The organism is Bradyrhizobium sp. P5_C11_2 (assembly GCF_054049755.1).
Genome location: NZ_JBFULT010000184.1, coordinates 1 through 12,641 on the forward strand (window position 1 = coordinate 1; position 12,641 = coordinate 12,641).

The following is a 12,641-nucleotide window of genomic DNA, read 5'->3' on the forward strand; positions in this document are numbered from 1 at the left end:
CGCCAGGACGACGCCAGGGGCTACGGCACGAATCCCTCAAAGATCATCTGATCCGCGTACTGCCCGACGCGCGTCCGCTGCTCGGGGGTGCGCACGGTCCAGCCGAGCAGGGCGCAGCCGAACACATTTCGGGCGATCCAGGGGGCGGGGGCCGGCAAATGGTCGACCTTGAAGGCGACGAAGTGCGGCTGGGTCTGCAACCCGTGGCGCAGGTACAGCATGCTGTCGCGCTGTGCCTCGGTCAGCTTCGCCCAATACTCGTCCTCATAGGTGCGCTGCGCGACGATGCCGCGCGGGCGGGAGGGCAGCAGTTCGCGCAGCGCCAGCACCTGGTCGGGATCGAAGGACATGCCGACGGCGGGGCCCTGGTAGGACGCCAGCACCTCGGCCATCCGCCTCACCAGCTTGCGGTCGCCGTCAAAATGGCTCTTCACCTCGATCACCAGCGGCACGCGGCCGGCGACCATGGCGCAGAGGTCGGACAGCGACATCATCCGCTCGGCCGTGTCCTTGAACCTGATGGCCTTCAGCTCCGCCGCGGTCTTGTCGACCACGTCGCCGGTGGTCTCGGTGAGGCGGCCGAGCGCGTGGTCGTGATGCACCATGGCCTCGCCGTCAGCGGAGAGCTGGATGTCGACCTCGATCGCAAAATTGCCCGCGATCGCCGCCTGCACCGCGCCCGGCATGTTCTCGACGATGCCACGCGAGATGTCGTGCAGGCCGCGATGGGCGACCGGCCGGGCTGTCAGCCAATCAGGAGCGCGCATCCGCGTCAGGCGACCTCGAACACGCCTTCGACCTCGACCGCCGCGTCCGCCGGCAGCGAGGCGACGCCGACGGTGGTGCGGGCGTGGCGGCCCTTGTCACCGAAGGCCGCGACCATCAGGTCGGAGGCGCCGTTGAGGACCTTCGGCCCGTCCAGGAAGTCGGGTGYCGAGTTGATGAAGCCGCCGAGACGCACCACGCGCACGACCTTGTCGAGGTCGCCGAGCGCCGCCTTGACCTGGGCGAGCAGGTTGACGGCACAGCCGCGCGCGGCCGCTGCGCCGTCTTCGAGCGAGACACCGGCGCCCAGCTTGCCCTTGGCGATCAGCTTGCCGTCGGGAGCGAAACAGACCTGGCCGGAGACGAACAGCAGATTGCCGGTGCGCACGAACGGCACGTAATTGGCCACGGGGGTGGGGGCCTCGTGCAGCTTGATGCCCTGTTCCGCCAGTTTCTGCTCGACCGTACCCGCCATGTCTCGACCTCGATATCTTGGAATTCATCCGCCCCGGCGCGGCTGTTCGCGGCCGGGCCTGCCCTGTTTCGCCCATCGTGCCGCCACATGCAAGCAAGCCGGTGCGGGCGGCGGGAGCTGCGCCGGACTACATTTTCCCGAGGCGGGACAGGGGGTTCAACGCGGGGCCGCAACTTTACGTGAAACCGCCGCAGTTGCGACGCAATGGAACGGTCATTAAAGTATCGAATCTGCGCTTCCCGAAGGACGCATCCTCAAGGAACAGACATGGTGCACCTTTTCCGGACTTCGCTCGGTGTGATGGCGCTCGCGGCGGCCGCTTTCGGCGCCGGCGGAGGGGCTGACGCAGCCAACGGTCCGTTCCTCGCGCATCAGGCGCTCTATGATCTGAGCCTCGTGAAATCGCGCTCGAACTCGGTCAACAGCGCGCGCGGCCGCATCCTCTACAATTTCGCCGGGAGCTCTTGCGAGGGCTACACGTCCGAATTCCGCCAGGTCTCCGAGCTCGACAGCGGCGAGGGCAAGGTCACGCTCAGCGACCTCCGCTCCAATTCCTGGGAGGACGCCGCGGGAAAGAGCTACCGCTTCAAGATCGAGACGCGGATGAACGAGGCCGATGCCGGCCGGGTCGACGGCTCGGCGGAGCGCGACGGCGACCACATCAACGTCAAGCTGAAGCTGCCGGCGCCGAAGACCTTCACCCTCGACGGCAAGGTCGTGTTCCCGACCGAGCAGATCCAGCGCATCATCGCCGCCGCCAAGGACGGCAAGTCGCTGCTGGAGCTGTCCGTCTATGACGGCTCCGACGACGGCCAGAAAGTCTACAACACGCTGACCGTGATCGGCCAGCCGATCCCCGCCGACCGCACCGCCGCGCCCGATCCGTCGACGTCGGACGAGCACATGAAATCGCTCAAGCGCTGGCCCGTCACCGTCAGCTATTTCGACCGTGACGCCCAGCAGAAGGAGGGCGAGCAGACGCCGGTCTATGCGATGGCGTTCGAGCTCTACGAGAACGGCGTCTCCCGCCAGCTCGTGCTCGACTACAACGATTTTGTGATCTCAGGCGCGATGGGCAAGTTCGACGTCAAGGACAGCAAGCCCTGCAATTGAGGGCGCGTCTCTCCTCCGTCATTGCGAGCGCAGCGAAGCAATCCAGAATCCCTCCGTAGAAAGATTCTGGATTGCTTCGTCGCAAGAGCTCCTCGCAATGACGGGCTGGCCCTCAACGCACTCTGCGGCTACGCTTGCTCCCAACCACAAACCTCCGGGAGGCAAGCACCATGCCCAAGCTCGATCATCTCCGTCCCAGCGGCCTGCATCACAATCCGGCCTATTCCCACGTCGTCACCGCCACGGGCGCGCGCACCATCTACATCTCCGGGCAGGTGTCGACCGACGAGGAGGGGCGGATCGTCGGCGAGGGCGATCTCGCCGCGCAGACCACGCAGGTGATGCAGAACCTAGGCCATGCGTTGAAAGCTGCCGGCGCGAGCTACGCCAACATCGTCAAGATCACGACCTTCGTGGTCGGCTACAAGCCCGAGTTGCGCCCGATCATCGGCAAGGCTCGCTCCGCCTTCTTCGAAGGCATGGAGCCGCCGGCCTCCACCCTCGTCGGCGTCTCCGCGCTTGCCGCGCCGGAGTGGCTGATCGAGATCGAGGCGGTGGCCGTCGCGGATTGAAATTGGACTCCGTAGCCCGGATGGAGCGCAGCGCGATCCGGGAAACCTGTCGCCGTAGATGCACTGTCCCGGATTTCGCTGCGCTCCATCCGGGCTACGCGCGCCTCGCGCCGGATATTTCTTGAAGGATGGCTAGAGCTTCATCGGCCCTGTCGGCAGGTACGAAGAGATGATCGTGGTGGAAGGCCGAAACGGCATTCACGCTGATGCCGGCTTCGGCCAGGCGGGACGTGACCGCAGCCAGGAAGCCCACCGCGTCGAGTGCGGAGTGAACCGTCAGGGTGATCAGGCGCGAGGCAAACGCGTGGTGTAAGCCTGACGCCTCGGCTGCTTCGCGCAGGATCACCAGCGTGGTTCCTTCCTGCTCGCGGAATGTCAGCAATGGATTGACCGCCGCGGGAATGGGCTCGTTGGGCGGGATCGTGCAAAACACGAAGGTGCCGGACTGCATCTCGGGCCTCATGTGCCTCAGCAGCGCGTTGAGATCGCGTTCGCCTGTCACCGTGTCAGCCTCCCAAGCTGCGTAAGGTGAGTGAGCCCCTGCGGAACCCATCAGGGCCGCAAATTGACAGGGGCCTCGTCAACATACCTTTGTTTATATCTTCTATCCCTTCTCATGCGCTGCTCTAACGCTCGTACAATTGAGCGAGGGCAGTGGACGCTTACACTTTGGGCAAGCTCGGGTCACTGCGAGGAAGCTCAATGAACGTCATCATTCGAAAGCTCAACGGCTTGTGGCACCTCATCGTCGGGTCTTGTGAGATCCGAACTCCGTTCCTGGAGAGCCAGGACCGGCAGCTGGTCGTTCAGTACGCCCGGCGCGTCTATCCAGGTGCACGGATCTTCGAACGCGACTGATTTCAGCCGGGCTGAATCACTCCTGCGTCTTCTCCGGTCGCTCATACGCAATGCCACGGATCACGGCGGTACTGCCGAACTTCTTGCGCAAGCTGTCTACCGCACGTTCGGCATGGGCGGCGCGGCGGTCGAGCATGTCGGTGTCGTCGTCGGCCGAGCCGGTCCGCAGCGCGCTGACGCCGGCGCCCATCAGGCGGAAGGCGGTGCCGTCGATCTCTTTCGCCAGCATCTCGCGGCAGATCGCGAAGATCTTTGCGGCGAGCTGCGTCGGGGCTGCGATCGATTGCGAACGCGTGCGCTGGCGGAAGTCGGCGGTCTTCAGCTTCAGCGTGACGGTCGAACCCGCAAGCTCGCTGCTCTTCAGGCGCGACGACGTCTTCTCGCAGAGCCGCCACAGGATCCGCTCCAGCGTCGCGAAGTCGCGGATGTCGGTCTCGAAGGTGGTCTCGCTGGAAATCGTCTTGGCGCCGCGATCGGGCTCGACGCGGCGGTCGTCGATGCCGCGCGCGAGCCGCCACAGCCTGCGGCCGTCGCTCGGAAACTGCCGCATCATCTCGATCTCGTCGGCCTTCTGGAGGTCGGCGATGATGCGGAAGCCACGCTGCGTCAGCCGCTCCTGCGTCGCGGGCCCCACGCCAAAAATGAAGCCGACCGGCTTCTCGGCGAGCATCGCCCGCGCTTCCTCCTGGTCGAGCGCGGCAAAGCCGCGCGGCTTGTCGAGGTCGGAGGCGATCTTGGCCAGGAACTTGTTGCAGGACAGCCCGACCGAGACGCTGATGCCGATATCGCGCTCGACGTCGCGGGCAAAGCGCGCCAGCACCTTTGCCGGGATCATGCCGTGAACGCGCTCGGTGCCGGAGAGATCGAGGAAGGCCTCGTCGATCGAGAGCGGCTCGACCAGCGGCGTCAATGCCTGCATGGCGTGACGCACCTCGCGGCCGACGCGGACGTATTTCGCCATGTCAGGCCGGATCACGATCGCGTGCGGACACGCCTCGAGCGCCTTGAACATCGGCATCGCCGAGCGCACGCCATAGGTGCGTGCGATGTAGCAGGCCGCCGACACCACGCCGCGCTTGCCCCCGCCGATGATGACGGGCTTGTCGGCGATTTCGGGGTTGTCGCGCTTCTCGACCGTCGCATAGAAGGCGTCACAATCGATATGGGCAAGCGTCAGCGTCGACAGCGTGCGGTGGCGGACCAGGCGAGGGGAACCGCAGGCGGAACAGCGTCGCACGCTCATGTCCAGATCGGCCAGACAATCCCGGCAGAAGCAGCGGGGACCGGCCGGATCGGGGGCGGTCACGGCACGTCGCGCTCCCAGGTGCGGTCGCCGAGCGCGTCGCCCAGCACTTGCCGCGCTGCGGCGACGTTGGTCGGATGCAGTTCGGAGGCGCTGGCGAAGGCCTTCACGGTGGCGTCATCGCGCAGCACGAAATCGAGCACACTGAGGAGAAAATTGGGGTCGGAGGCGGCATTCCGCAGCGTCTCCGGACCGACACCTGTCTCGGCCAGGAACAGGCCCAGCCGTTCCGGCTCGCCTGCGACGAAAGAGAGCGCCTGAATCGCAACGATTTCAGCGACTTCGCGGGGGTTGTGAACAGGCTTTTTCAAGGGCGCGGTTTGCCTTTCCATTAACTTTCAGTGTCTACTTTGGAATCATCATGCCCGAGTCTCGGCCTTAAGTCTTGCGACCCCAGACAAGCAACTGGAAACCACATCGCAGAAAGTGGGCCCTCGGGTTTAACGAAACTAGAGCGAATCTGAGGCTAGTTTGAATCCAGTTTTCGAAGCGCCGGCGTGCGGCGCCTGAGGCGTCACATGTCGGATCAGTCTCCTGGCCAATGGGAGGGACGGAATGGCTAAGACCGTCCTGATCGTGGAGGACAACGAGCTCAATATGAAGCTCTTCCGCGACCTGTTGGAGGCGCACGGCTACCAGACCTCGGGCACCAGCAACGGCTACGAGGCGCTCGACCTCGTTCGCAAGATGCGACCGGACCTCGTGCTGATGGATATTCAACTGCCGCAGGTGTCGGGCCTGGAGGTGACGCGCTGGATCAAGGACGATCCGGAGCTGCGTGCCATACCCGTCGTCGCGGTCACGGCCTTCGCGATGAAGGGCGACGAAGAACGCATCCGCGAGGGCGGCTGCGAAGCCTATTTGTCCAAGCCGATTTCGGTCGGCAAATTCATTGAGACGGTCCGGCGTTTCATCGGATAGGAAGTGAGTTCAAAGTGTCCGCGCGTATCCTCGTCGTCGATGACGTCCCTGCCAACGTCAAGCTGCTCGAAGCCCGCCTGTCCGCCGAATATTTCGACGTGATGACCGCCTCGAACGGCACCGAGGCGCTCGCAATCTGCGCCCGCGCCGAATGCGACATCATCCTGCTCGACGTCATGATGCCCGACATGGACGGCTTCGAGGTCTGCCGCCGCCTGAAGACCGACCCGGCGACCCACCACATTCCCGTCGTGATGGTGACCGCGCTCGACAGCCCCGCCGACCGCAACCGCGGGCTGGAGGCCGGCGCCGACGATTTCCTGACAAAACCCGTCTCCGACGTCGTGCTGATCGCGCGCGTGCGCTCGCTGACGCGGCTGAAGATGATGACGGACGAGCTGCGCATGCGCGCCATCACCTCGCTCGAGATCGGCATGCAGGCGCCCGAGCGCAGCGCCGTCGCCGACACCGGCAAGGGCGGCCGCATCCTGCTGGTCGACGACCGCCAGTCGTCCTATGAGCGGCTGGCGACGCTGCTCGCCGCCGAGCACACCGTCGATGTCGAGCCCAATCCGACCGAGGCGCTGTTTCACGCCGCCGAGGGCAATTACGACCTCCTGATCGTCTCGCTCGATCTCAACAATTTCGATGGTCTGCGGCTGTGCAGCCAGGCGCGCTCGCTGGAACGAACGCGGCATGTGCCGATCCTCGCGATTGCGGAGGCCGAGAACTCAACACGGCTGCTCCGCGGCCTCGAGATCGGCGTCAATGATTACCTGCTGCGTCCGATCGACAAGACCGAGCTTTTGGCGCGCGTCCGCACCCAGATCCGCCGCCGCCGCTACACCGATCATCTGCGCGACAACGTGCAGAACTCGATCGAGATGGCGATCACCGACGCGCTGACCGGCCTGCACAATCGCCGCTACATGGAGAGCCATCTGGCGACGCTCGCCGAGCAGGCCTCGACCCGCGGCAAGCCCTTGGCGCTGATGATCCTGGACATCGACTACTTCAAGTCGATCAACGACAATTACGGCCACGATGCCGGCGACGACGTGCTGCGCGAATTCGCGGTGCGCGTGCGCAAGTCGATCCGCGGCATCGATCTCGCCTGCCGCTATGGCGGCGAGGAGTTCGTCATCGTGATGCCCGAGACCGATCTCCACGTCGCCGGCATGGTTGCCGAGCGCCTGCGCCGTTCGATCGCCGGCGAGCCCTTCGCCGTTCACAAGGGCGCCAAGCGCATCGAGGTCACGATCTCGATCGGCCTGACCACGCTGGAGCAGAAGGGCGAGGCGGTCGCCGACGTCCTCAAGCGCGCCGACACCGCGCTCTACCGCGCCAAGCACGACGGCCGTAATCGCGTGGTGTCGCACGCGGCGTGAGGCTGCCGGCGGCACAAAAAACGCGAAAACAACCCCATGCACAGTAGCCGGCAGTAGTCGGATCAATGGCTTACGCGTGAGCGAAGTCATGGCTTATGCGTCCGCAAAGCCGTTTGACTCGTCGGGCAAAACAGGCGCATTTTGGTATCGTCGGGGCGTGGGGCGAATACTGCGGCCACATACTCAGTGTCGTCCCGGCGGAGGCCGGGACCCATAACCCCAGGGAGGGGTTGTGGTGCGAGCAGGTAACCACGAGTCTTCGCCAATCTAGCTTTCGTGGTTATGGGTCCCGGCCTTCGCCGGGACGACATCGGTTAGTGTGGCTTGCGCTTGTCTTGCGTCACCGGCTTCACCGCACCATCCCCCACATCCACCCCGGCGTTCCGCAACAGCACCTTCGCTGCTTCCTTCGCCGCGCGCGCCATGGCGGGGTCGTCGCGGACGAGGTCCTGCGCGATGGAGCCGTCGACCAGCAGCACGAGCTGCGTTGCTAGCGCCTCGGCATCGGTCACGCCGAGCTCGTTCAGGCGGTCGCGAAACCAGACGCGGCGGCTTTCCTTGAAGGCGATCGCGATCTTCTTCACCGCGCGGTCCTTTGGCCCGAGCTCGGCGACCGCGTTCACGAACGGGCAGCCGCGAAAATCTTTCGCAGCAAAACGCCGCTCCAGCGAATCGAAGGTGGCGAGGATCTGCTCGGCCGGCGGTTTGTCGGAGGCGCGCGGCTGCACGAAGCGGCGCGCCAGATAGGCCGCGATCAGCGCGTCCTTGGACGGGAAGTGGTTGTAGAGCGTGCGCTTGGAGATGCCGATCTCGGCTGCGATGGTATCGACGCCGATGGCGCGAATGCCTTGCAGATAGAACAGCTTGTCGGCGGTCTCGAGGATCCGCTCCTTCATCGTCTGTGGTCTGGTCGGGGGAGCCATGCGACCGCAAACATCCTCTTCGCTTGACAGTGCAGTCCTTCTATAGCCTAGTTACACAGGTCTGTGTAACCAAAATCAACGTGAATCGCAGACGCCGGCGCGCGTGCCGTGCCCACGAGGGAGAAGAAAAATGCCCCTGTTGCAGGTYCTGCGTCCGACRYTWCCCATCCTGATCGGYGCCTCSATCATGCTSACRCTGAGCATGGGGCTGCGRCAGWSGCTCGGCATCTTCCTCCAACCGCTGACCCACGACATTCACATCTCGGTGTCKGATTTCACGCTGGCGCTGGCCGTGCAGAACCTCGCCTGGGGCTTTCTCCAGCCGCTCGCCGGCGCGATGACCGTGCGCTACGGCTTCCGTCCTATCATGATCGTCGGCGCGCTGATGTACATCGTGGGCCTGGCGCTGATGGCGACCGCGAACGGACTTGTCAGCATCATGATCGGCGCCGGCGTGCTGATCGGGACGTCGCTGGCCTGCACCGCGGCCGCGATCGCGATGTCGGTGGCGGCGCGCGCGGTGCCCGAGACCGTGCGCTCGACCGTGCTCGGCATCGTCTCCGGCGCCGGCTCGCTCGGCGCGCTGCTGTCGGCGCCGCTCGGGCAGATGCTCAACGAGGGTTTTGGCTGGCGCGTCGGGCTCGCCGGCTTCGTGGTGATGTCGGTGCTGATGATCCCCGCCGCCTGGTATGCCGGCCGCGTCGACCAGATTCCGCTGCCGAAGCCTTCGGCCGACGACATCGGCGATGCCACCGCCGCGATCGCGGCGAAGACGGCGTTCGGCAACGCGTCCTTCGTGGTGATGACCTGCGCCTATCTCGTCTGCGGCATGCAGCTGGTGTTCCTCACCACGCACCTGCCGTCCTACCTCGCCATCTGCGGCCTCGACCCGATGCTGAGCGCGCAGACGCTCGGCATGATCGGCGGCTTCAACGTGCTGGGCTCGCTGTTCTTCGGCTGGGCCGGCCAGCGCTGGAACAAGCTGGCGCTGTTAGGGGGCATCTACATCCTGCGCTCGCTCGCGCTCGCCTGGTACTTCATGCTGCCGGCGACGCCATTCTCGACGCTGCTGTTCGGCGCGATCATGGGCTTCCTGTGGATGGGAGTAGGGCCGCTGGTGGCGGGCGCCGTCGCCGAGATGTTCGGCCTGCGCTGGCAGGCCATGATCCAGGGCCTCGCCTTCATGAGCCACCAGGTCGGCAGCTTCCTCGGCGCCTACGGCGGCGGGGTGATCTACGACGCACTCGGATCGTACACCATGGCGTGGCGCATTGGGGTTGCGCTCGGCCTCGCCGGCGGCATCATCCAGGTCGCGTTCGCGCTGATCCGGCCGTCGCAGCCACCGGTGTTGCGGACGGCCTGACTGCCGCGAGTCGCAAACTTTTCCCGTCACCCTGAGGTGGCCGCTTCTTCAGCGGCCCTCGAAGGGCGACGGCCCGGCCGATGCAGCGGGGCCGTTTCATCCTTCGAGGCTCTCAGCGCAGTGCAAATGCACCGCGCTGTTCGCACCTCCAGCGACGACGGCTTCGCCGTCGCGCGGGGATGACGGATCAAATAGAAACGGGGCCTCGAGGGCCCCGTCAAAGTTCTTCAGCGTATCCCGCGATCTCGCTTGATCTTGGCTTCGCGGAATTCGAGGTGCTTGCAGCGACCGGCGGGCGAAGCTCGGCGGTCTGCGGCAAGCGTTGGCCGATATCAACTGGAACGGGGATTAGCGACGTCCTGACCGCTTGAGTTCTGCGACCTTAAACCTGTTGCCTGCGGCCAGGCTGCTGCAAAACCAGTGGGCTCTGTTTCGATTCTCGCCCAGGAACACCTTCGTCTCGACGCAATTCTCGTAGGATGTATGGGTGATGGTGTCTCGGCACGTTGGCGAGAAAGGTCCATAATTTATATTGCCGCCCGACTCGCTGCATCCAATCCAGGGCTCCTTGCCGTGCGGAAAGCTTGATGCACAGCCACCGTTGCAGCTGCTGGCGACTTTCTCCAGGCTGGCAATTCTCCCCATCACTGAACCCGGCGCATACGAAGGCGTCCGTGCGGTTGACGATGACGTTTGAGCGGTTGACGCAGTCCGGCGCGAGGAGGCTCCGGTGTTTGCCGCCCGCTGCGGCGCAGGTGGCCTTGCCACCTGCTTCGGCGCGTCGACGGTGACGGGCGAAAGCGTGGCGGCGGAGCCTGTTGGGATTTGCGACGCTGCCGGGCCGCACAGCACGGCAGTTGACAGGACGGCGAGGGCTGAAGGCACGACAAGGCTTGACGACAATCTCATGACCATGTCCTTCCCAAATCCGGGACGGAAATCCCGTTCCGGCAAGTGCACGGTAACATACATTCCGAATTGGGCAACCGAGGGTTGAGACAATATCCGCCGATGACTCGCCGTCGACATGGCAGGCATGAAGGACGCGGACTGCTCGCCTAAAGCCGTTGTCATGTCTGACTTTGGCCCGTTTGRGACATGCCGGGGCGGTCCGACAATGGCCGTTCACAGGGGTAGGCCGGAAGAGAAAGGGCACCGGCCAAAGTGACGCGATTGACCCCAAGCGGTCGTCAGTGGAGTGAAGCCGCTACCACGAACGATTGCTGCGGAAAGGTCAACTTGCCACCCGCCAACATCGAAAGGTCGAGGCGGGAGGCGGCGTCATCGGCAATCGACATGATCATGCGCTCCCGCTCAGACGCACCTTTATCCTTCAACAGCGCAGCCATCGGCGTCGCTGTAAGCTGAAAGCGGACATAGTCCAAGATCGAGGGGAACGTGATCTGCTTTGTGACGGCGACCACATCAACGACGTCGAAGCCGGCCTGCTTCGCCCAAGCGCCGACCTCGTGCTCATCGCAAGAGAGATGCTCTGWCCGTTTGGTCCGTGAGGCCGCTTTTCCTAGATATTTCTCGAGGCTCTGAACGAAAGCATGCGCCGCTGGCGTTCTCTCGATTGCGCTGTAGACACTCATCCCAGCGCGGCCTCCGGGCTTGAGCACGCGCACCATTTCTTTTAGCGCCAGCGCCCGATCTGGGAAGAATTGCAACCCGAGTTGGCAGAGCACTACGTCAAAACTGTCTGCATCGAACGGTAGGTCGAGCGCGCTACCCTCGATCCACTCGACTTCTGAAGAGTTCTCTCGCGCAATTGCGAGCATCGCGTTATTGACGTCTATGCCGACCAGCCGCCCCGTGTGCCCCCGCTGCCTCGCTAGGCGAGCTACCACGCCGGTTCCGCAGGCGATGTCGAGCACGCTTTCTCCTCCGCTCGGCGAGATGCGGTCGAGGAGATCACTAGCCCATATGGAAGTGATGGCTGGGACGAGATAGCGCTCGTATAGCTCCGGGGCGCTCGCGTCCATCTGCCAATGTTCAGGGGCCGACATGACTTTCCCCTAATGCCGCGACTTAAGAAGGCCAAACAATCCACGTTCCCAGGCGGCCTATGTTGGCCAACCTGGCGAATAACCGCAAGGCCCGAGCGACCGCTTGTGGCCCCCATCACCGAAGTGGCGGCGCACCTCACCGAGGTCCGCTCACCGAGGCATGGCAGACCAAATTTGCTCAGGTTGAGTTCTTCGCATTTTGACCCAAAGCGGTCATTCAGCCTGCGCGTCTCTGTCACATGCTGCGGAGGTATTTTGGAACCAATACCTCGGTGGTGTGGTGTTTCTTACGGACTCTTTGTGCGATATGTTTCTTTGCTCAAGCCAGCTGCTCATGCGTTCAGTACGATGTACAGCCATGGCCGAGGCCATCTCGCTAAGAAAGTAAGCTGCGCTCTTGCCTGGCAACAGGAAAGGGGCGGAACTGTGCGCGTGTCACGCATGTAGTAGCCTCCGCAAAAAGCGGCCGTCGCGGCTTGAAGACTGCCGCTCGGTAGGAGGTGCCAATGACCCGCTTCAAAATAAGCCTACTCTCAACAGTGGAAACGGCTCTTGTGTGCGCAGTCCTCGCGGCCCTTGTGCCTGGAGCGGCTGGGGCACAAACATCGGAAAAGAAGGGGACAACRCCCTATGTGACACATTTCATCTTCCGCCCGATCATGAGCATTGACATCCCCGGTCTTGGCACCGCCACCAACCTGGAAGCTGTCGGGACTACGCAAAACATGAAGGGGGAAAAGATGTTCGACAAGATGTCGGCACATTGCGCGGCGCTGAGCGTTGCATCAGGCGATAAGAAATACATTGACGGAGCTTGCGTGCTGGCTGACAGCGACGGTGACAAAATTTTCTCGACGTTTGATACTCGCGACGTCGACAAGTCGCAGCCAGAAATGAAGTGCGGCACGCATATCGTCACCGGCGGTACCGGCAAGTACAAAGGCATAACTG

14 protein-coding genes are annotated in these 12,641 nt (G+C 63.9%); 7 read left to right on the plus strand and 7 right to left on the minus strand.

Annotated features, from left to right (window positions below; all coding sequences use genetic code 11):
* Positions 1-20: 20 nt before the first annotated feature.
* On the minus strand, positions 21-767 hold the full coding sequence (locus ACXJL8_RS18615) for a glycerophosphodiester phosphodiesterase (protein WP_456623658.1): 747 nt from the start codon (positions 765-767) through the stop codon (positions 21-23).
* Positions 768-772: 5 nt separating this feature from the next.
* Positions 773-1,240, minus strand: coding sequence for a RidA family protein (locus ACXJL8_RS18620; RefSeq protein WP_456685377.1), 468 nt, complete (start codon positions 1,238-1,240; stop codon positions 773-775).
* 267 nt (positions 1,241-1,507) lie between these two features.
* Here ACXJL8_RS18620 and ACXJL8_RS18625 point away from each other — a divergent pair, with 267 nt between their 5' ends.
* Positions 1,508-2,353, plus strand: coding sequence for a cell envelope integrity EipB family protein (locus ACXJL8_RS18625; protein ID WP_456623657.1), 846 nt, complete (start codon positions 1,508-1,510; stop codon positions 2,351-2,353).
* 170 nt (positions 2,354-2,523) lie between these two features.
* Entirely contained in the window at positions 2,524-2,925 is a 402-nt protein-coding gene (locus ACXJL8_RS18630; protein ID WP_456623656.1) for a RidA family protein, read from the plus strand.
* A gap of 94 nt (positions 2,926-3,019) precedes the next feature.
* On the opposite strand, the gene ACXJL8_RS18635 is transcribed toward ACXJL8_RS18630, so the two are convergent.
* Positions 3,020-3,427, minus strand: coding sequence for an ACT domain-containing protein (locus ACXJL8_RS18635; RefSeq protein WP_456623655.1), 408 nt, complete (start codon positions 3,425-3,427; stop codon positions 3,020-3,022).
* A gap of 200 nt (positions 3,428-3,627) precedes the next feature.
* On the opposite strand from ACXJL8_RS18635, the gene ACXJL8_RS18640 reads away from it, so the two are divergent.
* Positions 3,628-3,783 (plus strand): hypothetical protein, encoded by a 156-nt coding sequence (locus ACXJL8_RS18640; RefSeq protein ID WP_456623654.1) that lies wholly within the window; start codon positions 3,628-3,630, stop codon positions 3,781-3,783.
* A 16-nt stretch (positions 3,784-3,799) separates the two neighbouring features.
* Here ACXJL8_RS18640 and ACXJL8_RS18645 read toward each other — a convergent pair whose 3' ends face one another.
* Both ACXJL8_RS18645 and ACXJL8_RS18650 read right to left on the minus strand, forming a co-directional pair.
* Positions 3,800-5,089: a DNA polymerase IV gene (locus ACXJL8_RS18645; RefSeq protein ID WP_456623653.1), complete on the minus strand. Its 1,290-nt coding sequence runs from the start codon at positions 5,087-5,089 to the stop codon at positions 3,800-3,802.
* Positions 5,086-5,397 carry a DUF3572 domain-containing protein gene (locus ACXJL8_RS18650; RefSeq protein ID WP_456623652.1) on the minus strand — a complete coding sequence of 104 codons (312 nt, stop codon included), beginning with the start codon at positions 5,395-5,397 and terminating at the stop codon, positions 5,086-5,088. Before ACXJL8_RS18650 ends, ACXJL8_RS18645 begins: the two co-directional genes overlap by 4 nt.
* Positions 5,398-5,641: 244 nt before the next feature.
* Between ACXJL8_RS18650 and ACXJL8_RS18655 the strand changes: the two genes are divergently transcribed.
* Positions 5,642-6,007, plus strand: coding sequence for a response regulator (locus tag ACXJL8_RS18655; protein ID WP_008566616.1), 366 nt, complete (start codon positions 5,642-5,644; stop codon positions 6,005-6,007).
* Positions 6,008-6,021: 14 nt separating this feature from the next.
* The gene (locus tag ACXJL8_RS18660) at positions 6,022-7,395 is read left to right on the plus strand and encodes a PleD family two-component system response regulator (protein WP_456623651.1); all 1,374 of its coding nucleotides are present in this window, start codon (positions 6,022-6,024) and stop codon (positions 7,393-7,395) included.
* A gap of 314 nt (positions 7,396-7,709) precedes the next feature.
* Here ACXJL8_RS18660 and ACXJL8_RS18665 read toward each other — a convergent pair whose 3' ends face one another.
* Positions 7,710-8,318 (minus strand): TetR/AcrR family transcriptional regulator, encoded by a 609-nt coding sequence (locus ACXJL8_RS18665; protein ID WP_456622696.1) that lies wholly within the window; start codon positions 8,316-8,318, stop codon positions 7,710-7,712.
* A 130-nt stretch (positions 8,319-8,448) separates the two neighbouring features.
* Between ACXJL8_RS18665 and ACXJL8_RS18670 the strand changes: the two genes are divergently transcribed.
* Positions 8,449-9,681, plus strand: coding sequence for an MFS transporter (locus ACXJL8_RS18670; RefSeq protein ID WP_456685378.1), 1,233 nt, complete (start codon positions 8,449-8,451; stop codon positions 9,679-9,681).
* Positions 9,682-10,871: 1,190 nt separating this feature from the next.
* Here the strand turns inward: ACXJL8_RS18670 and ACXJL8_RS18675 are convergent.
* Positions 10,872-11,690 carry a class I SAM-dependent methyltransferase gene (locus ACXJL8_RS18675; protein ID WP_456685379.1) on the minus strand — a complete coding sequence of 273 codons (819 nt, stop codon included), beginning with the start codon at positions 11,688-11,690 and terminating at the stop codon, positions 10,872-10,874.
* Between the two features lie 506 nt (positions 11,691-12,196).
* Here ACXJL8_RS18675 and ACXJL8_RS18680 point away from each other — a divergent pair.
* Positions 12,197-12,641 (plus strand): hypothetical protein (locus tag ACXJL8_RS18680; protein ID WP_456685380.1); only part of this gene is annotated, 445 nt, incomplete at its 3' end.